This is a genomic window from Klebsiella sp. PL-2018 (assembly GCF_019048985.1).
GTDB classification, from domain to species: domain Bacteria; phylum Pseudomonadota; class Gammaproteobacteria; order Enterobacterales; family Enterobacteriaceae; genus Klebsiella; species Klebsiella michiganensis.
Genome location: NZ_CP077673.1, coordinates 2,665,772 through 2,687,232, shown reverse-complemented (window position 1 = coordinate 2,687,232; position 21,461 = coordinate 2,665,772). Strand labels below are relative to the sequence as shown.

21 protein-coding genes are annotated in these 21,461 nt (G+C 58.3%); 13 read left to right on the top strand and 8 right to left on the bottom strand.

Features of this window, described 5'->3' with window-relative positions; translation table 11 throughout:
* Nucleotides 1-18 precede the first annotated feature (18 nt).
* Both dmsD and clcB read left to right on the top strand, forming a co-directional pair.
* Nucleotides 19-627: a Tat proofreading chaperone DmsD gene (gene dmsD, locus MKleb_RS12435; RefSeq protein ID WP_025105784.1), complete on the top strand. Its 609-nt coding sequence runs from the start codon at nt 19-21 to the stop codon at nt 625-627.
* A gap of 141 nt (nt 628-768) precedes the next feature.
* A complete protein-coding gene (gene clcB / locus MKleb_RS12430) occupies nt 769-2,064 on the top strand; it encodes a voltage-gated ClC-type chloride channel ClcB (protein ID WP_025105785.1) in 1,296 nt (431 codons plus the stop codon).
* On the opposite strand, the gene bioD is transcribed toward clcB, so the two are convergent.
* The 3 genes from bioD to MKleb_RS12415 all read right to left on the bottom strand — a co-directional run bounded on the left by bioD (nt 2,017) and on the right by MKleb_RS12415 (nt 5,087).
* On the bottom strand, nt 2,017-2,712 hold the full coding sequence (gene bioD, locus MKleb_RS12425) for a dethiobiotin synthase (protein ID WP_004851267.1): 696 nt from the start codon (nt 2,710-2,712) through the stop codon (nt 2,017-2,019). The two genes, clcB and bioD, sit on opposite strands and share 48 nt — an antisense overlap.
* Nucleotides 2,713-2,839: 127 nt before the next feature.
* Nucleotides 2,840-4,060 (bottom strand): sugar metabolism global transcriptional regulator Mlc, encoded by a 1,221-nt coding sequence (mlc, locus tag MKleb_RS12420; protein ID WP_014229533.1) that lies wholly within the window; start codon nt 4,058-4,060, stop codon nt 2,840-2,842.
* A gap of 133 nt (nt 4,061-4,193) precedes the next feature.
* Nucleotides 4,194-5,087, bottom strand: a complete 894-nt coding sequence (locus MKleb_RS12415; protein ID WP_025105786.1) for a LysR family transcriptional regulator — start codon at nt 5,085-5,087, stop codon at nt 4,194-4,196.
* A gap of 118 nt (nt 5,088-5,205) precedes the next feature.
* On the opposite strand from MKleb_RS12415, the gene MKleb_RS12410 reads away from it, so the two are divergent.
* Nucleotides 5,206-6,456: an MFS transporter gene (locus MKleb_RS12410; protein ID WP_014229535.1), complete on the top strand. Its 1,251-nt coding sequence runs from the start codon at nt 5,206-5,208 to the stop codon at nt 6,454-6,456.
* A gap of 35 nt (nt 6,457-6,491) precedes the next feature.
* Here the strand turns inward: MKleb_RS12410 and MKleb_RS12405 are convergent, their stop codons facing one another.
* Nucleotides 6,492-6,584, bottom strand: a complete 93-nt coding sequence (locus MKleb_RS12405) for a KPN_01571 family protein (protein ID WP_004851273.1) — start codon at nt 6,582-6,584, stop codon at nt 6,492-6,494.
* A 300-nt stretch (nt 6,585-6,884) separates the two neighbouring features.
* Here MKleb_RS12405 and MKleb_RS12400 point away from each other — a divergent pair, with 300 nt between their 5' ends.
* Both MKleb_RS12400 and asr read left to right on the top strand, forming a co-directional pair.
* A complete protein-coding gene (locus tag MKleb_RS12400) occupies nt 6,885-8,372 on the top strand; it encodes a carboxypeptidase M32 (protein ID WP_025105787.1) in 1,488 nt (495 codons plus the stop codon).
* A gap of 174 nt (nt 8,373-8,546) precedes the next feature.
* A complete protein-coding gene (gene asr / locus MKleb_RS12395) occupies nt 8,547-8,972 on the top strand; it encodes an acid resistance repetitive basic protein Asr (protein WP_009654716.1) in 426 nt (141 codons plus the stop codon).
* A gap of 112 nt (nt 8,973-9,084) precedes the next feature.
* Here the strand turns inward: asr and MKleb_RS12390 are convergent, their stop codons facing one another.
* Nucleotides 9,085-9,357, bottom strand: coding sequence for a hypothetical protein (locus MKleb_RS12390; protein WP_224226504.1), 273 nt, complete (start codon nt 9,355-9,357; stop codon nt 9,085-9,087).
* A gap of 818 nt (nt 9,358-10,175) precedes the next feature.
* Between MKleb_RS12390 and MKleb_RS12385 the strand changes: the two genes are divergently transcribed.
* Nucleotides 10,176-10,988 carry a trypsin-like serine peptidase gene (locus MKleb_RS12385; protein ID WP_014229539.1) on the top strand — a complete coding sequence of 271 codons (813 nt, stop codon included), beginning with the start codon at nt 10,176-10,178 and terminating at the stop codon, nt 10,986-10,988.
* Nucleotides 10,989-10,992: 4 nt separating this feature from the next.
* On the opposite strand, the gene MKleb_RS12380 is transcribed toward MKleb_RS12385, so the two are convergent.
* The 3 genes from MKleb_RS12380 to mdtJ form a co-directional block, all read right to left on the bottom strand.
* Entirely contained in the window at nt 10,993-13,149 is a 2,157-nt protein-coding gene (locus tag MKleb_RS12380) for a putative bifunctional diguanylate cyclase/phosphodiesterase (RefSeq protein WP_217076711.1), read from the bottom strand.
* A gap of 105 nt (nt 13,150-13,254) precedes the next feature.
* A complete protein-coding gene (gene mdtI / locus MKleb_RS12375; protein WP_004851284.1) occupies nt 13,255-13,584 on the bottom strand; it encodes a multidrug/spermidine efflux SMR transporter subunit MdtI in 330 nt (109 codons plus the stop codon).
* Nucleotides 13,571-13,933, bottom strand: coding sequence for a multidrug/spermidine efflux SMR transporter subunit MdtJ (gene mdtJ, locus MKleb_RS12370; protein WP_004851286.1), 363 nt, complete (start codon nt 13,931-13,933; stop codon nt 13,571-13,573). Before mdtJ ends, mdtI begins: the two co-directional genes overlap by 14 nt.
* A 526-nt stretch (nt 13,934-14,459) precedes the next feature.
* Between mdtJ and MKleb_RS12365 the strand changes: the two genes are divergently transcribed.
* The 7 genes from MKleb_RS12365 to MKleb_RS12335 all read left to right on the top strand — a co-directional run bounded on the left by MKleb_RS12365 (nt 14,460) and on the right by MKleb_RS12335 (nt 21,460).
* Nucleotides 14,460-15,494 carry an AI-2E family transporter gene (locus MKleb_RS12365; protein ID WP_004119683.1) on the top strand — a complete coding sequence of 345 codons (1,035 nt, stop codon included), beginning with the start codon at nt 14,460-14,462 and terminating at the stop codon, nt 15,492-15,494.
* A gap of 436 nt (nt 15,495-15,930) precedes the next feature.
* Entirely contained in the window at nt 15,931-17,586 is a 1,656-nt protein-coding gene (gene mdcA, locus MKleb_RS12360; protein ID WP_004851289.1) for a malonate decarboxylase subunit alpha, read from the top strand.
* Nucleotides 17,586-18,428 (top strand): triphosphoribosyl-dephospho-CoA synthase, encoded by an 843-nt coding sequence (locus MKleb_RS12355; RefSeq protein ID WP_025105791.1) that lies wholly within the window; start codon nt 17,586-17,588, stop codon nt 18,426-18,428. The genes mdcA and MKleb_RS12355 overlap by 1 nt, the downstream gene beginning before the upstream one ends.
* Nucleotides 18,429-18,445: 17 nt before the next feature.
* Nucleotides 18,446-18,745 (top strand): malonate decarboxylase acyl carrier protein, encoded by a 300-nt coding sequence (gene mdcC, locus MKleb_RS12350; RefSeq protein WP_004102520.1) that lies wholly within the window; start codon nt 18,446-18,448, stop codon nt 18,743-18,745.
* A complete protein-coding gene (locus tag MKleb_RS12345; protein ID WP_004851300.1) occupies nt 18,738-19,571 on the top strand; it encodes a biotin-independent malonate decarboxylase subunit beta in 834 nt (277 codons plus the stop codon). The genes mdcC and MKleb_RS12345 overlap by 8 nt, the downstream gene beginning before the upstream one ends.
* Nucleotides 19,571-20,371, top strand: coding sequence for a biotin-independent malonate decarboxylase subunit gamma (gene mdcE / locus MKleb_RS12340; RefSeq protein ID WP_025105792.1), 801 nt, complete (start codon nt 19,571-19,573; stop codon nt 20,369-20,371). Before MKleb_RS12345 ends, mdcE begins: the two co-directional genes overlap by 1 nt.
* A 129-nt stretch (nt 20,372-20,500) precedes the next feature.
* The gene (locus MKleb_RS12335; protein WP_004851304.1) at nt 20,501-21,460 is read left to right on the top strand and encodes an AEC family transporter; all 960 of its coding nucleotides are present in this window, start codon (nt 20,501-20,503) and stop codon (nt 21,458-21,460) included.
* Nucleotide 21,461 lies beyond the last annotated feature (1 nt).

Genomic DNA, 21,461 nt, shown 5'->3' with positions numbered 1-21,461 from the left:
CTGCAGTAAGGAATAGATATGATGCAATCGCAAGACCGCGATGCCGTCGCACTCAGCGCCCGTACGCTGGGGGCGTTGTTCTCCTATGCTCCGGGCAGCGAGCAGGCTGCTCCGCTGGTTGCCGCCCTGCGCGACGGCAGCTGGCAAAGTCAGTGGCCCTGGCCGGTCGCGAACGGCCTGGCGGCGCAGTTCGCTCTCGAAGACGATGAACCGCTGGCGGACGCCTGGCAGCGGCTGTTCATCGGCCCGTGGGCGCTGCCTGCGCCGCCGTGGGGCTCCGTCTGGCTGGATAAAGAAAGCGTGCTGTTTGGCGACTCTACGCTGGCGCTGCGCGAGTGGATGCGGGCTAACGGCATCGGTTTGTCTGAGCAACGCGCTGAACCGGAAGACCACTTCGGTACGCTGCTGCTGCTGGCGGCCTGGCTTTGTGAATCCGGTCAGGATGAGGCATTTAACCAGCTTCTGGCCTGGCATCTTCTCCCGTGGTCGGGCCGCTTTCTGAGCGTGTTTATTGCCGGGGCGGGAAACCCTTTTTATCAGGCTCTTGGTCAGCTGGCGCAAGAAACGCTGACGCGATGGCAGGCGCGGCTGCCCTGCGCGGTCGCGGATAAGCCGCTCTACCGCTAATGCCCTGACGTTATGCCCGCCCGCCGGGCATAACGCATTTAGTGACAACGTCACCTTTAGCCTCTTTCGCACTTATCGCTTTTGCGTCTATGCTTATTCCCGGTAAAAATAAGCCCCATTCCCCGTTAACCGAATTCGCTGATGCATCGTCTTCACGCTTATCCTGATGTTCAGGTTATGTTTCGCCGCATGGTTATCGCCATGCTGGTCGGCGTCCTCGCCGCGCTCGCGGTTGCCCTGTTTCGCCATGCGATGACCGGTCTGGAAAGCCTGTTTCTGAGCAATGACAGCGGAAGCCTGGTGAACGCCGCCGAGTCGTTGCCACCATGGCGTCGGTTGCTGACGCCCGCGCTTGGCGGCCTTGCGGCTGGCGCCCTGCTCTGGCTCTGGCAGCGCCGCACCCTTGCGCGGCCCCGTGCACCAACCGACTATATGGAAGCGCTCGAGACCGGCGACGGTGTGTTTGATACGCCAGCCAGCCTGGTAAAATCGCTGGCCTCTCTGCTGGTGGTGACGACCGGCAGCGCCATCGGTCGCGAGGGGGCGATGATCCTGCTGGCGGCGCTGGCCGCGTCGCTGTTCGCCCGCCGCTTTACGCCAAAAGAAGAGTGGAAGCTATGGGTAGCCTGCGGCGCCGCCGCCGGGATGGCCAGCGCTTACCACGCTCCGCTGGCCGGGAGCCTGTTTATCGCCGAGATCTTATTCGGCACCCTGATGCTGGCGTCGCTTGGCCCGGTGGTGATTGCCGCGGTGGTGGCCCTGCTGCTGACCAATCTGCTGAACGGCGATTCGGCTCCGCTGTATCACGTTGAATTCCACGAAACCCTGAGCGCGACGCACTATGCGCTGATGCTGGCGACGGCGCTGCTGGCCGGGCTTTGCGGGCCGCTGTTTATCTGGCTGATGAGCTATAGCCACCGGTGCTTTGTCCGGCTGCGCCTGTCGCCTCCGTGGCAGCTGGCGCTGGGCGGACTTATCGTCGGTCTGCTGTCGCTGCTCGCGCCGGCCGTCTGGGGAAATGGCTATAGCGTTGTGCAAAGCTATCTTCTTTCGCCGCCGCTCTTCAGCGCCATGATTGTGGTGGTTGTCTGCAAGCTGCTCGCCGTGCTGGCCAGCAGCGGTTCCGGCGCGCCGGGCGGCGTTTTTACCCCAACGCTGTTTGTTGGGCTGGGGATTGGCATGCTGTTCGCCAGCCTGACCGGACTATGGCTACCTGATTACCAGGCTATCGCGATAGTGGTTGGCTTAACCGGCATGGCGGCGTTTCTGGCAGCCACCACCCACGCGCCGATTATGTCCACGCTGATGATTTGTGAAATGACCGGACAATACGTTTTACTGCCCGGTTTACTGATTGCCAGCGTACTGGCGTCGGTGCTGTCGCGGACGTTACGCCGGGATTCTATCTACCGCCATCACCTCGCCGAGTATCGATAAGTCGATATACTGGCTCAGTTCACGCTGCTCCGCGCGCGGTAAGTAAGGCAGTTCACCGATCAGCGGCGCCGGCAGCTTTTTGCTCAGCACCTCGATGATTTCAGCATAATGCGCCAGGCCTGGGTTAATCCGGTTGGCCACCCAGCCGATCAGCGGCAGGCCGTCGTTGGCAATCGCCTGCGCGGTCAGCAGAGCATGATTGATACAGCCTTCCTGAATGCCGACGACCATTAACACCGGCAGCTGTTCCTGCACCACCCATTCCGAAAGCGGACGCAGGTCGTTCATCAGGCTGCGCCAGCCGCCGGTACCTTCAACCACCACATGTTCAACCTGGCCGCTGAGGCGCTGGAGACCATCCGACAGCAGTCCGTAGTTGATCGGGCAACTGTGCGCCACGCTGCTTTCATCTTCGCTTAACGCGATGGGATTGACAGCTTCATACGGTAACACCAGCGATGACACGCTCTGTAAGACCAGCGCATCTTTGTTCCGCAGTCCGTCCGGCGTCTCTTTACTGCCCTTCGCCACAGGCTTGTACCCGGCGACGCTTTTGCCGCTGGCAGCCAGTGCCTGCAACAGCGCACGGGAAACCACCGTCTTGCCGACAGCGGTGTCAGTACCTGTTATGAAGAAACGCTTAAACATCACTAACCCCACAGTTATGTTGATGAAATATACGGGAGAGAAATAATCAACTGTGGAAAAAGTCTACGCGATGCTGCCGGAAGCCAGCTTGAGATAGCGCAATTTTTGGTGTGAATATGAAAAAATGTTAACCCTGTAACAGTCGTATCAGCAGCGATCCGTTATAGAGGGCATCCTTTACCAGGGCCGCGCCAGCCATCGTTCCCCGGTTAGAAAACTGGGTGCTTTCCACGGCAATATGTCGGCTATAGGCTGGTAACGATTGTTGTCGAATACAATCAGATATTGCCGGAAACAGGATATCCGCGGCGAGATTGAAGGGAGAGCCGATAAGGATTTTCTGCGGGTTAAAGAGGTTAACCATAATCGCCAGAATCCGTCCAACGTGGTTCCCGACGCCGCTGATAATGTCCCGCGCCAGTAAATCCCCCTGCAGCGCGGCCTGACATAGCCATTCAACGCTCAGCGGCTGCTGATGCAGCATTGAGCTCATCGACTTCGCCATGCGGATCTGCGCCAGTTCCAGCACGCTCTCCACGCTGGCAATGGTTTCCAGACAGCCATGGTTACCGCAATAGCAGCGTTTACCATACGGATCGACCTGGGTGTGGCCGATTTCGACCAGACTGCTGCTGCCCGCGTGCAGCAGACGACCGTCGGTGATCACGCCCGCGCCAACGTTATGGTCGATCACCACCTGAATCACATCTCGCGCTCCCCGGGAGGCGCCAAACAGCGATTCGGCCATGGTCCAGGCGCTGATATCGTGCTGAATGTAAACCGATACGCCGGTATGATTGGCTAAGATTTCGCCCAGCGGCATGTCCTTAACGTCTTCATAAAACGGCATCCGGTGGATGATACCGTGCTCGGTATCGATGATCCCCGGCATGGTGACGGCGATGGCGGTTAAACGCTCCAGCTTCTTTTGGTGACGAATAAAGAACTGGTCAACCTGATCGAGCAGCCGGCTCGCGAAGGGCTGAACGTGCTGTAACGCCAGTTCCAGCTGCTCTTCCACCACCAGCGCGCTGCTTAAATCCCGTAGCGCGAGGTGGATCTCGCCGCGGCTGATGCGGATAGAGAGGTAGTGCCAGGCTTCGGTTTCAACCATCAAGCCAACGGCAGGCCTTCCCCGGCTCCCTGGCTCCTGGATTTCCGTCTCCTGGACCAGATGCGCTTCCAGCATTTCGCGGACGATTTTGGTGATGCTGGCAGGGGCCAGCTGCGCGAAGCGCGAGAGGTCGATGCGCGACACCGGGCCAAGCTGATCAATCAGGCGATAAACCGCGCCCGCGTTGGTCTGCTTAATTTGATCGATATGGCCTGGCTGACTGTCCGCTACCACCGTTGACTCCCTTTATTTTCGCGCTTCGAAATAAACTGATGGCTATGGTGAAGCACTTCAACGGTACTCGTCAAATTTTTGCTTAGCCTTGTGATTTACCGCACATTTTTAGCCGTTATTTGTCCTAAATGTCTCATGTGGCGCTGGCAAGCAGCGATTCACGAAAACGCCGGGCCGCTTGCCCCTGTTCGTGATGCTTCGACCACACCAGCCACATTTCCGACACCGCGTCCTGCTCTTCGATCGGCAGCCAGCACATTTCCAACAGCTGGACCCGCCTGAAGGACGCCGGTAAAATCGACACGCCAAGCCCGGCGGCCACCAGGCCGATAATCGTCATTGCCTCCCCCACCTCTTGGGTGATGGCTGGCGTCAGGTCGTAGCGGCGCATCAAGCCCAGAATGTCGTCATACAGCCCGGTACCCACATGGGGATCGAAAAACACGAACGGCTCCCGCGCCAGTTCCCGCAGGCTTACGCGCGGCTTGCTGGCCAGCGGATGATCGCGGGGCACCATCGCCAGCAGCGGTTCGCGCAGCACTCTTTCCCAGACCAGGGTATCCGGCAGCTGGGTATTACGCATCAGTCCCAGATCCAGCGCGCCTTCGTTCAGCGGCACAATCTGCTCGCGCGTGTTGGTTTCCCGCGTCTGAATATGTACATCGGGATAGCGGCGGCGAAAGGTCGACAGCGTGTCGGAAACCGCCTTGATAAAGGGGGCCGATGAGGTAAATCCAATGCGCAGCTCGCCGGTTTCGCCGTGGTGAAGCCGAGCCGCGCGCGCGGCAGCATCATCGACCTGCGAGAGGATCTGCCGGCTATCGGCGAGAAACTGCCTCCCGGCTTCGGTCAGGCTGACGCTGCGATTAGTACGAGCAAACAGACGCGCGCCAATTTGCTGTTCAAGGATTTGAATCTGCTGGCTAAGCGGCGGCTGAGAGATATTTAACCGCGCCGCCGCATGGCCAAAATGGAGCTCTTCCGCCACGGCAATAAAATAGCGCAGATGGCGCAGTTCAATATTCATATTTAAAACGTCTTATTTGAGATTATTAATATATTAGACAGAATATTTACATTTTCATACCCTGAATAAGTGGCCATTGCAGTCACTTAACTCTCTGTATATCAGCAAGGATTTTTCCGTGAGTCGTACAACTACCGTTGACACCGCCCCGGCAAACGACGTCAGCGACATCATCGCTCCTCAGCCAAACCAGTTTATCAAACGCGGTACTCCGCAATTTATTCGCGTCACTCTCGCCCTCTTTTCTGCCGGACTGGCGACGTTCGCGCTGCTTTATTGCGTCCAGCCGATCCTCCCGGTCCTCTCCAGTGAATTCGGCGTCTCGCCGGCCAGCAGCAGTATCTCGCTGTCGATTTCCACGGCGATGCTGGCGGTCGGCCTGCTGTTTACCGGTCCGCTGTCCGACGCTATTGGCCGCAAACAGGTGATGGTTACCGCGCTGGTGCTGGCCTCCTGCTGCTCACTGCTGTCGACGATGATGTCCAGTTGGCATGGGATCCTGATGATGCGCGCCCTGATCGGCCTGTCGCTGAGCGGCGTGGCGGCGGTCGGCATGACCTATCTGAGCGAAGAGATTCACCCCAGCGTGGTGGCGTTCTCAATGGGTCTTTATATCAGCGGAAACTCCATTGGCGGCATGAGCGGCCGTCTGCTGACGGGGGTATTTACCGATTTCTTCGGCTGGCGGATAGCGCTGGCGGTCATTAGCGGCTTCGCGCTGGCGGCCGCGCTGATGTTCTGGCGCATCCTGCCGGAATCGCGCCACTTCCGTCCAACCTCGCTGCGGCCAAAATCGCTGCTGATCAACTTCCGCCTGCACTGGCGCGATCGCGGGCTGCCGCTGCTGTTTCTTGAGGGTTTCTTGTTAATGGGGTCATTCGTGACGCTGTTTAACTATATCGGTTACCGCCTGATGCTTTCGCCGTGGTCCCTCAGCCAGGCGGTCGTTGGCCTGCTATCGGTGGCCTATTTGACCGGTACCTGGAGTTCGCCGAAAGCCGGGGCCATGACCGTTCGCTACGGTCGCGGCCCGGTGCTGCTGTTCTCGACTGCGGTGATGCTCGGTGGCCTGCTGCTGACCCTGTTCTCGTCGCTGTGGCTGATTTTTATCGGCATGCTGCTGTTTTCCGCGGGTTTCTTCGCGGCCCACTCGGTGGCCAGCAGCTGGATTGGCCCGCGCGCGCGTCGTGCCCGCGGCCAGGCGTCATCGCTCTATTTATTCAGCTACTATCTGGGTTCCAGCATGGCGGGGACGTTAGGCGGCGTATTCTGGCATAACTACGGCTGGAACGGCGTAGGTGGGTTTATCGCGCTGATGCTGCTGGCGGCGCTGCTCACCGGCGCGTGTTTACACAAGCGACTGAAATAACGCAGATTAACGTGGCCTGAAACGGGCCACGCTCTTCACCACATCCCCAGTACCGACGACATTCCCAACAGTTCTCTAACGGCATCGACGGAAAGCAGTGCTATAAACAGCCAGGTAAACGGATTCATAATCCACCTCGCATCGGCGGCCTGTGCCTGCATTAAGTTTAGCCGTAGTTCAGAGAAAGCGTCTGCTACTTTACGCACATCTGGATTATTTCGAGCCAAACATAAAATACGCAATCGATTAATCACTACATTATGCTGATGCTTGCGTCGAGCGGGCGAGCCGACGCTGTGGGCAATTTCCCATTAACGTCGGGGTGATTTATGTCGAAAGCGCCCGCATCCCTCGACCCCATCGGCGGATCGCGATAGTGTAGGCCCACGAAAAAGCTTTTGTTCACTTGCCACCGTCAGAGTGTAAACATGACCGAAAATAAAAATTATCATCAGCTTACCCGCACCTTCCAGCGACTCTCCCGCTTCTCGCATCTTTCCGCCATCGCCGGCTGGGATATGTTCGCCATGATGCCCCCCGGCGGCAGCGCGGCCCGCGGCGAAGCGCTGGCCGAGCTTGGCGTTTTGCAGCATCAGATCCTGACCGATAAAAAAGTGGGTGAATGGCTGCAGAATGCGCTTCAGGAAGAGCTAAATGATGTGGAACAGGCCAACCTGCGCGAAATGACCCGCCAGTACGAACAGGCGGCGCTGCTGCCGGAAAGCCTGGTGGAAGCGAAATCGCTGGCGGGTAGCCGCTGCGAGCACGCCTGGCGCAGTCAGCGTCCGGCGAACGACTGGCAGGGTTTTGCCGAGATCCTGCGTGACGTCGTCAAACTGAGTCGCGAAGAGGCGCAGATTCGGGCTGCGGCAAAAGGCGGCTCCCGCTACGACGCGCTGCTGGATATTTTTGAACCCGATATGACCAGCGCCCGTCTTGACGTACTGTTCGCGGACCTGAAATCCTGGCTTCCCTCGCTGCTGGAGAAGGTGGTTGAAAAGCAGTCGCAAACGCCGCTCATCGAACCTCAAGGGCCGTTTCCGATTGCCGACCAGCGCGAGCTGGGGCTGGAGGCGATGCGCGTGCTGGGATTTGATTTTGACGGCGGACGCCTGGATATCAGCGCCCACCCGTTCTGTGGCGGCGTGCCCCAGGACGTCCGTATCACCACGCGCTACAACGAAAACGACCTGCTCAGCGCGCTGTTTGGCGTCATTCACGAAACCGGCCACGCGCGCTATGAACAAAACCTGCCGCGCAACTGGCTCGATCAGCCCATTGCCCTCGCCCGCTCCACGGCGATCCATGAATCGCAAAGCCTGTTTTTCGAGATGCAGCTTGGCCGTAGCGACGCCTTCCTGCAGCGCCTGCTGCCAACGGTACGCCAGTACTTTGGTGAACAGCCGGCCTTTAGCCACGAAAACTTCATCGCATGGAATCAGCGCGTCAAGCCAGGCTTTATCCGCGTCGACGCTGACGAAGTGAGCTATCCGGCACACGTTATTCTGCGCTACGAAATTGAACGCGCGCTGATTGATGGCGATATTGAGGTCGAGGATATTCCGGCGCTGTGGGATGAAAAAATGCAGCACTGGCTGGGACTTTCCACCCTCGGCAACTATCGCGACGGCTGTATGCAGGATATCCACTGGACCGACGGCGGTTTTGGCTATTTCCCTTCCTACACGCTTGGCGCGATGTACGCCGCTCAGCTGATGGCTTCCGCCAGACGGGCGCTGCCGCAGCTGGAAAGCGATATCGCCAACGGTAACTTCAGCGCCCTGTTTGACTGGCTGCGGCAAAATATCTGGCAGCACGGTAGCCGTTTTACCACCTCGCAGCTGATTCAGCATGCAACCGGAGAAGACCTTAACAGCGACTATTTCCGCCAGCACCTTACCTCGCGTTATCTGTAAATCACCGGCGTCGGGCCGCGCCCGACGCCGTGTCCCATTGTTGTAGCAGCGCGTTGTACATATGGTTACACGCCGATACCAAACACTCACGGAAACCTCGATAAGACAGGCATATAGTTCTTTCAACGGCCCCGCAGTGGGGTTGAAACAAGAAACCTTTTCGAGGATATCAGAATGAAAAAAGTATTAGCTCTGGTCGTTGCCGCTGCAATGGGTCTGTCTTCTGTTGCTTTCGCTGCCGATGCTGCCACCACCACGACTCCGGCGCCGGCTGCTGCAACTCACAGCACCACCGCTAAAGCGACCCACCACAAGAAACACCATACCGCCGCTGCGAAACCGGCTGCTGAGCAGAAAGCGCAGGCTGCGAAAAAGCACAAAAAAGCAGCCGCTAAACCCGCTGCCACCCAGAAAGCGCAGGCCGCTAAAAAGCACAAAAAAGCAGAAGCTAAACCGGCTGCCACCCAGAAAGCTCAGGCCGCTAAGAAACACAAAAAAGCCGCTGCTAAACCAGTAGCTCAGAAAGCACAGGCAGCGAAAAAACACCACAAAACCACCAAACATCATACCGCTAAACCAGCTGCACAACCGGCTGCTTAATCTCCCGGGTTAAGCGATGTGATATGATATCGGCGCTGGCTTCAGCGCCGTTTTTTTCTGGAGAGCACCATGCTGCGGCGCTATCGTTTTGAGCTCATCCTGATCCTGCTGATTATCTGCGCGCTGGTCGCCAGCCGTTTTTTTCTTTACTAAACCTATTGCTGCCACAGGTTGTCGCCGAGACCGTCGTCAAACGTTTGACGTAACGCGCCGTTAGCCAACGACGAACCGCCAGAATATCAAGCGAAAGCACGCTCCGGTCGATACGCACCCACACCGCCGTCAACAGCCCCAGACAGCAGCCGATACCGTCGGCGATATGAATAGACTGCGGAAAAAAGAGAATATCGTTGGGGTCGCTTAATGCGGTCACCAAACCTGCCATCACCCGCTACGCTTTGTTGCCACCTGCTGCGCAACGGCACCTTCACGCAATATTGCCGGCAGCGTTAGCGCTGAGAAAATGTAAGGGACGAAGATTTTGCTGACGAGAACACCGGCGGCCTGCCCGGGGATTTAGCTATCAATAAAACGCCGGAACGGGCGGCGCTGGCCGCAAAACGCGCTCAGCCCGCCGCTTAAACATGCCTGGTTCCACCACGGTGAGGTCGCGGATTAAAGAACGTGAACCGCCGTCACCAGCAGATAGCCCGTCGCGCCCCAAATCATTGCTGATACCAGCGAAACGTAAACCAATGCGCGAATACCTTGTTTAGACATAAATCCTCCCGTACATCGGGTGTTTGACATTGCAGATATCATCGCCGGGATAACATCTCTGTTTGCTCAACAAGGTGATAGCAATAACAACGTTTTCGGTGAGAAAATGTTTCGCTTTGAAAGTAAGTGATAAACAGGTAAAGAAGTCCGATTTTCCTGTGAAGATATCTCTTTTTTTGCGTGATATTGGCCGTTTTCGCCATTAACTGCCTTGAGAAAAAGCTGAACCGCAAATCCTTTATTCGGCACCCGCCGGTTGTACGTTCGGATACACGATTTATGTTGCTTCCGCTGCCCTATTCTGCGGAAATAACGCCGCAGGAAAATGGCGTTAACATATTGAATTCACGCCATTCATCCGTAAGCGACTGGCGTTTTTTGCTGATTTCGCCTGCCGCCTGGCTTAATTAAAATTATTCTTAACTTTCATAAACTTAAATCTGCTGCTACTTTCAATACATAATTATCTCCCCAGAGAGTGATATGCGTAGAGACGTCCTGTTATTACTGTGTTCAATTTCCCTGTTTCCAGCGCTGGTCCAGGCCGACGATGATGGTATGAGTGCAAAAGATATTAAGACGCTGTTTTTTGGTCATGACGACCGAAAACCGGTCAGCAACCCCACGGACGATCCTTGGGATGCGATTGGGCAACTGGAAACCGCCAGCGGTAATCTCTGTACCGCCACGCTTATCGCCCCCAATCTGGCGCTCACCGCCGGGCACTGCCTGCTCACGCCGCCCAAAGGCAAACCGGATAAACCCGTCGCGCTGCGTTTTATCTCGCGTAAAGGCGGCTGGGTGTACGAAATTCACGGTATTGAAGGCCGCGTAGATCCTTCGCTGGGGAAACGGCTTAAGGCGGACGGCGATGGCTGGATAGTTCCCAGCGCCGCGGCGCCGTGGGATTTTGGCCTTATCGTGCTGCGCTACGCCCCTTCCGGCATTACGCCGGTGCCGATTTTTAGCGGCAGCAAAGCCGATCTGACCGCCGCGCTAAAAACCGCAGAACGAAAAGTGACTCAGTCTGGCTATCCGGAAGATCATCTGGATAATCTCTATACCCACCAGGATTGCGTAGTCACCGGCTGGGCGCAGACATCGGTGCTCTCTCATCAGTGCGATACGCTGCCGGGGGATAGCGGCTCGCCGCTGCTGCTGAAAACCGACGACGGCTGGCAGGTGATTGCGGTGCAGAGTTCGGCGCCTGGACCAAAAGATCGCTGGCGGGCGGACAACCGCGCCATCTCCGTCACCGGCTTTCGCGATAAGCTTGAAGCGCTGGCTGCCCAGTAAGCGGTCAGCCTTGCTGCTGGCGCAGCTGCAATAACGACGCGACGGGCATCGGCTCACTGAAGAAGAAACCCTGCAATCTGTCGCATCCCGCCCGCCGCAGCAGCGCCAGCTGTTGCTGATTCTCAACGCCCTCCGCCACCACCGTGATGCCTAACGCTCCGGCAATACGGACGGTCCCGCGCACCAGCTCCGCCGCCTGGGTATCCACATCCACCAGCCCGGCCAGGGATTTGTCGATTTTAAGACTGTCGAAGCTGAAGCTGCGTAAATAGCCGATGCTGGAATAGCCGGTGCCAAAATCATCGAGCGCCACCGCGATGCCAAGCGCCCTTAAGTTCTCAATGGCCGACTTCGCCCGCTCGGGATTCTCCAGAACGTAGCTCTCCGTGACTTCGAGCTGTAACCGACGGGCCGGGAAATGACAGCGGCCCAGCACCTGCACCACCCGCGACTCAAACTCCGGATCGCGGAACTGCGCCGGGGAGATATTCACCGACAGCAGCAGATCGTCCAGTGGCTGCAGTTCGCTACAGGCGCGTTCAAGCACAAACTGGCCAAGCGCGTAGATCAAACCGCTACTTTCGGCGATACCGATAAACGCATCCGGCGGCAGTGCCCCCTGAGGACGCCGCGGCCAGCGCAGCAGCGCTTCCACGCCTTCCATAACCAGCGTATCGGCGTTGACAATCGGCTGATACCAGACATCAAACTCTTCGTTCTCCAGTCCCTGACGAATGCCATTTTCGATATTCAGCTGATACTGCCGCGCGTCGCTGTGCGCTTCGTCATACCAGGTCGTGCGCCCTTTGCCGGTTTTCTTCGAATGGTACATGGCAATATCAGCGCGGCGAAAAAGCTCGGTGCTGGAGCAGCTTGCCGGGAGGCCGCTGGCGATACCGATACTGGCGCTGATATAAATTTTTCGCTCGTTGAGGATAACGGGCGCTTTTAACAGTTCCAGTACCGCCCAGGCAAAAGCCAGCGCCTGATTTACCGCCTGTTCGCCGCTTACCGTCATCGCGAACTCATCGCCGCCCATACGCGCCAGCATCCCTTCAGGCGGAACGCGCTCCCGAAGTTCTTTAGCGATATGAATAATCAGCGCATCGCCAACGTCATGGCCGTAGTTATCATTAACATCCTTAAAGCCGTCGAGATCGATAAATACCACGCTTTGCATTTGGTATTGGGAGGTTTCGCACACCTGGTTAAGGCGTTCGATCAGCGCCCGTCGGTTTGGCAGGCGGCTCAGCCAGTCGGTCATGGCACTGTCGCGCGCCAGCTTTTCGCCGCGCGCCAGCTTGTAAAGCCCGAGGTAGCTGAAGAGAATAAACAGCAGGATCAGCCCAGCCGCCACGGCGGCAATCAGCCGCATACTGTCGGAGGCCGCCCGCGCGGCTTCCGCGCCGGGAAGCCCCGGCTGCCAGCTCAGGTAACCCACGATCTCCCCGGCCTGGGTGCGCAGCGGAATACTGTATTCACCGCCGCCTGGCGTGACGTGCAGGTTGCGAATCTGAAACGTGTCGCCCAGGCGCTCAAGCATTTGCGAGTTGATATGGCGGGTGATCGCCAGATAGCGACGCGTATCATCATGCACCTGTAGCCGCCCTGCCGTCGGGCGAATCAGGCCAATACCAATAAACGCAATACCGGCGCGGGTTCGCGTGATGCCGGCATAAGCGCTTTTACCGCTGCGCAGCGCGGCGGCATGCTGCGAGATAAGCGCACGAAAACCGTTGCCGAGGAATTGGGTATCCTGCTCGGTAAAGCTCTCACTGCGAAACGATCCCCACAGCACCCGATAGTGCTGGTCGAGTACGAAAGTGCCGTCATAGAGATTATTGATTTTAAAACCCGATCCCCATGAGTTGTAGAGCCATTGCGGATCGAGCCTGTCGGCATAGGTCTGATGCACCGCATCATCCCAGATAGCGTTATCCATCACCAGCGACAGCACGCGGTTCACCGAGGTCTGCACCGCCCCATCCACCGATAACACGGAACGATGCTTATCAATTTCGTTTGCTTTCAGGCCGATCAGGTGTTGGGTGAGATAAAGAAGCGAAACAATGGACACGATTAAGCCGATCCCGGCGAGGACAATCATGATGGACAGCGTTCTGGCGGAGGGAATATTGCGCCAGCCTGGCAAATGAATCATGTTCTGCCCTCATATCGGCCGGCAGCAAAATATGCCGAACTGGCTCTTTTTTAAGCGTAATACAGAGAGCAGAATTTGCCGCCCGCATTCACAGGCGGCATCATATCAGGCGAGTTTAATTAACACCATGCCGACCACCAGCAGAAGCAGACCGGCCCAGCCTTTATGATTCAGCCGCTGGCCAAACAGCACCCAGCCGGCGGCAATGGTCGCCGCGATACCGAAACCGCCCCACAGCGCATAGGCCACCGACAGGTCAATTCCTTTGACCGCCTGTGAAAGCGCGCTAAAGGCGCCCAGGACCGCCGCCAGCGACATAATGCCGTAGAATTTACGTCGAAAGCCGTCGGAAAATTTCAGAAAAACGTTGGCCAAAATTTCCAGCGCAATCGCCAGCGCCAGCCAGGCGGCGTGGACCCACTCAAACTGTTGCATGCGCTTTCTCCTTGCCCGGCTTCACCGCTTTCTGCGTCCCCGATTTAATCAAGACAATCCCGGCGACCAGGGTCACCAGGCCGGCGATTTTTATCGTCGACAGCGTCTCATCAAACAGCAGGACGCTGAAGATAGTGATCAGTAAAATGCCGATCCCCTCCCAGAGGGCATAGGCCACGCCGAGGGCGATTTTTTTCACCGCGAAAGCCAGAAAAATATAAGAAAGCGCGATCATGACCAGCATTAAAATAAAACCAGTATGGCCGCCGCTTACGCTTGCCCATTTCATCGACAACGTGCCGGTAATTTCAGCAACGATAGCTAAAGCTAATAAAATCCAATAAAACATGATCCCTTCTCCTGCTTGAGAATATAATCCATGGCGGCTTACAGAGAAGTAAACCGGAAAAATTCTGACGTTAAATTAGCCGTGCGCAGCGCGCCAGCTCAGGCAGAGAGAAGAAGACTAAAGCGCCGAGCGCCAGTGCTGCTCGCCGAGAAAGCGGGAGTGAGAGAGGGATACTGCAGGGTGAAAAGAAATATACATCCTGAACTGATTGTCCATAAAATTACAATTATCCGCGGTATTGCTTCTCGTCATTTGCGGATCAAAATTGTCCTCTGTAGTTATACACACGCAGATTTGTACCATAACGCCACATTTAACTCAAAGTCTTTGCAGTTCTTTACCTCTGGTATTTGATTTGGATTAGTTTTTTCCGATCGCAATCACCATTATGATATCGTTCCGGCCATTATTGATTAATTGGTCGTTTTTTTTTCATTTTAGCGGACGCGACGCGCTGAGACGCCGACTTTGCCAACGTCTACAATGACTCACATTAGTCCCCATTTTTTCTCTCGCAGGGAGCGGTATGGCCAAACCCATCATCACGCTTAACGGCTTAAAAATAGTCATCATGCTCGGCATGCTGGTTATCATCCTGACAGGCATTCGCTTCGCGGCGGATATTATCGTTCCTTTTGTTCTGGCGATCTTTCTGGCGGTGGTGATAAACCCGCTGGTTCAGCTCATGGTGCGCTGCCGGGTACCGCGGGTGCTGGCTATTTCGCTCCTGGTCGGCGTGATTGTCCTGCTGGCCGTTGTGCTGCTGGCCTCGCTCGGCACGTCGCTTAACGAGCTTGCGCGCACCCTGCCGCAGTACCGTAATTATCTCTATGAACCGATGCAGACCGTTGCGCCCTGGCTACAGCGCTTCGGCTTTACCGTGTCGGTGGTGGAGCTGAACAAGTATATTGACCCCAACGCGGTGATGACGCTGGTGACCGGCCTGCTCACCCAGCTTTCCAACGCGATGTCCTCTATCTTCCTGCTGCTGCTGACGGTGGTCTTTATGCTGCTGGAAGTGCCGCAGCTTCCCGCGAAGCTGCAGCAACTGATGTCGCGGCCGGTGGAGGGAATGGGCGCGATTCAGCGCGCGCTGGATAGCGTCTCCCACTACCTGGTGTTAAAAACCGCCATCAGCCTGGTGACCGGCCTGGTGGTCTGGGGAATGCTGGTGCTGCTGGACGTCCGCTTTGCTTTTATGTGGGGACTGCTGGCCTTTGCGCTCAACTACATTCCCAACATTGGTTCGGTGCTCGCGGCGATCCCGCCGATCCTGCAGGTGCTGGTGTTTGGCGGTCTGTACGAAGCGCTGGTGGTCCTGGCAGGCTATCTGGTGATTAACCTGGTGTTCGGCAATATTCTTGAACCGCGCATTATGGGCCGCGGGCTGGGGCTGTCGACGCTGGTGGTCTTCCTGTCATTGATCTTCTGGGGCTGGCTGCTGGGCCCGGTGGGTATGCTACTCTCGGTACCGTTGACGATTATCGTCAAAATCGCCCTCGAACAGACGGTGGCCGGGCAAAGTATTGCCTTTCTGCTGAGTGATTTGAGTAAAAACTAACGCCATTGCGCACGCTTCCCCGGAGGCGATGCTGACGCATCTGTCCGGGCTACCGGCCCGCAGACGACTCTTAACCTGTAGCCCGGGCAGGCGCTTTGCGCCGCCCCCGGGAGCAGAGCGCGGAGCCGCTGAACTTCCCCGGAGGCGATGCGGCGCATCTGTCCGGGCTACCGGCCCGCAGACGCCCTTAACCCGTAGCCCGGCTAAACGCAGTGCGAGCCGGGAAGCCGCGCCAATGCCTCAACCCGGTACGTCCCCTGCTCGTAGACCAATCATTCGCAATCATTATTGATCGTCATCACATCTCTGCCCCGCCAATCATTACTCTTACGCTAACGATTCGCCATTGGCCTTAATTGATGCCCGCCACCTCGCGACGCACACTTACTTCCACACCAGGACAATCAAAACGATTCGTCGAATCAGGAGGTTAATAATGAGTGCCGAACAAACGACGGGACGCGTCTGGAACCGTCGCCGTACGGAAAAACAGCGGCGACTGACCGAGGCGAAGGTCTCGGGCAAAGTGATCCCCACCGACCAGCTGGTCGCCGTTCTTGAGCAGCTGCTGGCCCCCGGCGACCGGGTGGTGCTGGAAGGCAACAACCAGAAACAGGCTGATTTCCTCTCGCGGATGCTGGCGGAAGTTAACCCACAAAAAATTCACGACCTGCATATGATTATGCCGAGCGTCGGGCGCAGCGAGCATCTGGACCTCTTCGAAAAAGGTATCGCCCGCAAGCTTGATTTCTCCTTCTCCGGTACCCAAAGCCTGCGTATTTCGCAGCTGCTGGAAGATGGCCTGCTGGAAATCGGCGCTATCCACACCTACATCGAACTTTACTCTCGCCTGTACGTCGACCTGTCGCCAAACGTCGCGCTGATCGCCGGTTACAAAGCCGACCGCAAGGGCAACCTGTACACCGGGCCGAGCACCGAAGATACCCCGGCGCTGGTGGAAGCCGCCGCGTTCCATGACGGCATCGTTATTGCGCAGGTTAACGAACTGGTCGATGACGAGTGCGATCTGCCGCGCGTGGATATACCCGGTTCGTGGATTGACTACGTGGTCGTCGCGGATAAACCGTTCTTTATCGAGCCGCTGTTTACCCGCGATCCGCGCCTGATTAAGCAGGAACATATCCTGATGGCAATGATGGCGATTAAAGGCATCTACGCCGAGCATCAGGTGCAATCCCTGAACCACGGGATCGGCTTTAACACCGCCGCCATCGAACTGCTGCTGCCGACCTACGGCGAACAGCTCGGCCTGAAGGGCAAAATCTGTAAACACTGGACGCTGAACCCGCACCCCACCCTTATTCCGGCAATTGAAAGCGGTTGGGTCGAGAGCGTGCACTGCTTCGGCGGAGAGCTGGGAATGGAAGAGTACATTCGCGCGCGTCCGGATATCTTCTTCACCGGCGCCGACGGCTCCATGCGCTCCAACCGCGCGTTCTGCCAGCTGGCGGGACAGTATGCGGTAGATATGTTTATCGGCTCGACCTTACAGGTTGACGGCTACGCCAACTCCTCGACGGTGACCCGCGGCCGCCTCTCCGGCTTCGGCGGCGCGCCGAATATGGGCCACGACCCGCACGGTCGACGCCACGCTACGCCGGCATGGCTCAACATGATCACCGAACCGGATCCGATGCAGCGCGGTAAAAAGCTGGTCGTTCAGATGGTGGAAACCTTCCAGGCGGGCGTGAAACCGACCTTCGTGGAAAAACTCGACGCCGTTGAGGTCGCTAAAACCTCCGGAATGCCGCTGGCACCGGTGATGATTTACGGCGATGACGTCACCCACGTGCTGACCGAAGAAGGCATCGCCTATCTCTATCGGGCGGAAAGCCTGGAAGAGCGCCGGGCAATGGTGGCGGCCGTGGCCGGGATCACCGATATCGGGCTCGGCGTTGACGCCAAACGCGTGGCCGCACTGCGCCAAAGCGGCAAAGTCGTCTATCCGGAAGATATCGGTATCCGCCGCAGCGACGCCACCCGCTCTCTGCTCGCCGCCGGCAGCGTAGCCGATCTGGTGGAGTGGTCCGACGGTCTGTACAACCCACCGGCAAAATTCCGGAGCTGGTAATGAAAAAACTCTCTCCCCACGTTGCTGAAACCCGGGCCCGCTGGCTGGCCCAGACCGCCAGCGCCTGCCTGGTTGACGAAGCGCGACTCAGCCCCAAGCCGGGCCTGGTGGATAGCCGCAGCAACGGCGCGCATCAGGACCTGAACCTGGCCCTGATGGAGCGTTCGGCCCACAGCCTGCAGCCGACGTTTCACGCGCTGGCTCAGCAGAGCTGGCGGCGTCCGGCCGACGTTGCCCTGCGCGAAACCGTTGGCCGGCTTGGCCGCGAAGGCGAAGCGCGGATGATGCAGGCGACCGCCGGGGTCAATACCCATCGCGGCGCTATCTGGGCGCTGGGCCTGCTGGTCAGCGCGACGGCGATGCTCGGGGGGGAGGGTCAGGCACAGAGAATTACGGAAACCGCCGCCGCCCTGGCCCGTCTGCCGGACGCCTGCGCGCCAAGGACCTTCAGTAAAGGTCTGCGCGCCAGCCGCCGCTGGCAGGTTCCCGGCGCCCGGGAAGAAGCGCAGCGCGCTTTTCCGCACATCACCACCCTGGCGCTGCCGCAGCTATTGCGCAGCCGGGCCGCGGGGGCCAGCGAGGATCAGGCCCGGCTTGACGCGCTGATGGCGATTATGACCTCGCTTAGCGATACCTGCGTGCTCTCCCGCGCCGGAATGGCGGGCCTGGAGGCGATGCGGCAAGGCGCAGGCGAGGTGCTGGCGGCAGGAGGATGTGCGACAGCCAGGGGGCGCGCCGCGCTGGCGCGTCTCGACGTGCAGATGCTGGCGCAGAACGCCTCGCCGGGTGGCGCGGCGGATCTTCTTGCCGCCACCCTGTTTCTCGACCGGGTTTCCGCTTAACGCATTCAGAGGATGTTATGGAACAGATTAAATTGTCATTCCCTGCCAACCGCGCCCTCAGCGGCAAAGCGCTGGCAGGCGTTGTCGGCTCCGGCGATATGGAAGTGCTCTATACCGCCGGACAGAGCGATACGCTCAACGTCGAAATCACCACCTCCGTGGACAACAGCCAGGCGCGCTGGAACGCGCTGTTCGAACGACTGAGCCTGATTAACGGCCTGCCCGGCGGACAGCTGATCATCCACGATTTCGGCGCCACGCCCGGCGTCGCGCGGATCCGTATTGAACAGGTTTTTGAGGAGGTGGCTCATGCGTAACGATCGCAGCTTTATTGAACTCCGCGCCCGTGAACGCGCCCGCACCCTGCTGGATGACGGCAGCTATCGCGAACTGCTGGATCCCTTTGACGGCATTATGTCCCCGTGGCTCGGCGCGCAGGGCATCGTCCCGCAGTCCGACGACGGTATGGTCGTCGCAAAAGGCACCATTAACGGCCAGCCGGCGGTAGTCATTGCCATCGAAGGTACCTTCCAGGGCGGCAGCATGGGCGAAGTCTCCGGCGCGAAAATGGCCGCCGCCCTTGAGCTGGCGGCGGAAGATAACCGCAACGGCATTCCTACCCAGGCGGTGCTGTGCCTGGAAACCGGCGGCGTACGCCTGCAGGAAGCCAATCTGGGCCTTGCCGCCATCGCCGATATTCACGCCGCGATTGTCGACCTGCGCCGCTACACCCCGGTAATCGGCATTGTCGCCGGTACCGTCGGCTGCTTCGGCGGGATGTCCATCGCCGCGGCGCTGTGCAGCTACCTGATTGTCACCCGTGAAGCGCGTCTGGGCCTCAACGGACCGCAGGTTATTGAACAGGAAGCGGGGATTGAAGAGTACGACTCCCGCGACCGTCCGTTTATCTGGAGCATGACCGGCGGCGAAATTCGCTACGCCAGCGGTCTGGTGGATGCCCTGGTGGGCGATGGCATCAACGCGGTGAAAAGCGCGATGAACGAAGCCATTGCCAAAGGCGTGCCCGCGCAGCATCGCAGCGACAAATATGAAGATTTCCTGACCCGTTTGACCCATTTCGATACCCGCCAGCAGGCGGATACCGCTCAGATCAAACAGCTATTCGCCCGGGAGGAGAAATAATGAACCAGTTCACAAACCGCGCCGCGCTGTGGCTAAACCAGCTGGCGCCGAACGCCCCACTAATGACCGGTCTGTGCCCCTCGGTGCAGGTTGCCGATGCCGATTTTAACGGTGAAACCGCCCGTTTTATCGCCGTGGTGCCGGATGCTAATAACCATTATCCACGCGCCGCTCAGGGTGAAGTCGGCCTGCTCGAAGGCTGGACGCTGGCCAAAGTGGTCAACGAAACCATCGACGCCGATGCCGATAACGCGGTGAAGCGCCCGATTATCGCGGTTATCGATGTCCCCAGCCAGGCCTATGGCCGTCGCGAAGAAGCGTTCGGTATTCATCAGGCGCTGGCGGGCGCCGCGGGCGCCTACGCCAAGGCGCGGCTTGCCGGACATCCGGTGATTGGCCTGATCGTCGGCAAAGCGATGTCCGGGGCGTTTCTCGCCCACGGCTACCAGGCCAATCGTCTGATCGCCTTTAACGACGCCGGCGTGCTGGTGCACGCGATGGGCAAAGCGTCCGCCGCGCGCATCACGCTACGTACCGTTGAGGCGCTGGAGAAACTGGCGGCAACCATCCCTCCGATGGCCTATGACGTCAGCAACTACGCAACGCTCGGCCTGCTCTCCGCCCTGCTGGATATCAGCAATCCTGACGCGCCGGACGCCCGCGATCTGACGCTGGTCACCGACACCCTGCGCGACGCCATCGCTGACGCCCGCCGGGATGTCTCGCTGAAGTGCCGCCTTGGCGCGGAGAACCGCCGTAGTTCCCAACAGGTGCGCGATCGCATGCGCGCCAGCTGGTAGTCAGTCCCTAAGTAGAAGAAAACCTGCCGGAAGCGGCCGCCCGGGGCGCCATCGCGCGCCCCGGAAAGAAACCGCTTTTAGAAATTATAACAATCGCGCCAGTACTCTATTTTCATTTACAGGTGATTTATGACTTATGTGATTATTCATGCCCTCGCGCCGATTTTTGTCATCATGCTGCTGGGCTTCTGGGCCGGCAAGGCCAAAATGGTCGATAACAAAAACGTCTCTTTACTCAACATCTTCGTGATGGACTTCGCCCTGCCCGCCACGCTGTTCAGCGCCACGGTGCAAACGCCGTGGAGCGGTATTGTCGCGCAATCGCCGCTGGTGCTGGTGCTGACCGGGGCGATGTGGATTACCTATGCGGCCATCTACTTCCTCGCGACCCGCGTCTTCAAGCGCTCGCCGCAGGATGCCGCCGTGCTGACCCTGACCGTCGCGCTGCCTAACTACGCCGCGCTTGGCCTGCCTATTCTGGGCAGCGTGCTCGGCGAAGGCGCCTCCACCTCCCTCTCCGTCGCCGTTTCCATCGCCTGCGGATCGGTACTGATGACGCCGTTCTGCCTGCTGATTCTGGAACGTGAAAAAGCGCTCGCCGCCGGAGAGAACAGCGGCTCGACGCTGGCAATGCTGCCGGTTCTGATGTGGCGTTCGGTGAAAAAACCGATTGTCTGGGGTCCGCTGCTGGGGGTCGTGCTTTCAGCCATCGGTATCAAAATGCCGGATCTGCTGCTGGCCTCTATCAAACCGCTGGGCCTGGCGGCGACCGCCGCCGCGCTGTTCCTGACCGGGGTGATTCTGTCGGCGCGTAAGCTGCAGCTCAATGCGCTGATTGCCACTTCCACTATTGTCAAACTGCTGGTGCAGCCGTTTATCGCCTGGGGTCTGGTGATGCTGCTGGGGCTGCACGGCTCTATCGCCATTACCGCCATTCTGATGATTGCGCTGGCGGCCGGTTTCTTTGGCGTGGTCTTCGGCAACCGCTTTGGCGTGCAGTCGCCGGATGCGGAAGCGGTGCTGCTGTTAAGCTCGGTTCTGTGTATTCTGTCGCTGCCGCTGTTTATCACCTTAACGTCAGGAATCTAAC

Coding starts and splice junctions, on each gene's coding strand:
- dmsD (WP_025105784.1), top strand. CDS start 19: ATGATGCAATCGCAAGACCGCGATGCCGTCGCACTCAGCGCCCGTACG.
- clcB (WP_025105785.1), top strand. CDS start 769: ATGCATCGTCTTCACGCTTATCCTGATGTTCAGGTTATGTTTCGCCGC.
- bioD (WP_004851267.1), bottom strand. CDS start 2,712: ATGTTTAAGCGTTTCTTCATAACAGGTACTGACACCGCTGTCGGCAAG.
- MKleb_RS12415 (WP_025105786.1), bottom strand. CDS start 5,087: ATGAATATTGAACTGCGCCATCTGCGCTATTTTATTGCCGTGGCGGAA.
- MKleb_RS12405 (WP_004851273.1), bottom strand. CDS start 6,584: ATGAATCCGTTTACCTGGCTGTTTATAGCACTGCTTTCCGTCGATGCC.
- MKleb_RS12400 (WP_025105787.1), top strand. CDS start 6,885: ATGACCGAAAATAAAAATTATCATCAGCTTACCCGCACCTTCCAGCGA.
- asr (WP_009654716.1), top strand. CDS start 8,547: ATGAAAAAAGTATTAGCTCTGGTCGTTGCCGCTGCAATGGGTCTGTCT.
- MKleb_RS12390 (WP_224226504.1), bottom strand. CDS start 9,357: ATGGCAGGTTTGGTGACCGCATTAAGCGACCCCAACGATATTCTCTTT.
- MKleb_RS12385 (WP_014229539.1), top strand. CDS start 10,176: ATGCGTAGAGACGTCCTGTTATTACTGTGTTCAATTTCCCTGTTTCCA.
- MKleb_RS12380 (WP_217076711.1), bottom strand. CDS start 13,149: ATGATTCATTTGCCAGGCTGGCGCAATATTCCCTCCGCCAGAACGCTG.
- mdtI (WP_004851284.1), bottom strand. CDS start 13,584: ATGCAACAGTTTGAGTGGGTCCACGCCGCCTGGCTGGCGCTGGCGATT.
- mdtJ (WP_004851286.1), bottom strand. CDS start 13,933: ATGTTTTATTGGATTTTATTAGCTTTAGCTATCGTTGCTGAAATTACC.
- MKleb_RS12365 (WP_004119683.1), top strand. CDS start 14,460: ATGGCCAAACCCATCATCACGCTTAACGGCTTAAAAATAGTCATCATG.
- mdcA (WP_004851289.1), top strand. CDS start 15,931: ATGAGTGCCGAACAAACGACGGGACGCGTCTGGAACCGTCGCCGTACG.
- MKleb_RS12355 (WP_025105791.1), top strand. CDS start 17,586: ATGAAAAAACTCTCTCCCCACGTTGCTGAAACCCGGGCCCGCTGGCTG.
- mdcC (WP_004102520.1), top strand. CDS start 18,446: ATGGAACAGATTAAATTGTCATTCCCTGCCAACCGCGCCCTCAGCGGC.
- MKleb_RS12345 (WP_004851300.1), top strand. CDS start 18,738: ATGCGTAACGATCGCAGCTTTATTGAACTCCGCGCCCGTGAACGCGCC.
- mdcE (WP_025105792.1), top strand. CDS start 19,571: ATGAACCAGTTCACAAACCGCGCCGCGCTGTGGCTAAACCAGCTGGCG.
- MKleb_RS12335 (WP_004851304.1), top strand. CDS start 20,501: ATGACTTATGTGATTATTCATGCCCTCGCGCCGATTTTTGTCATCATG.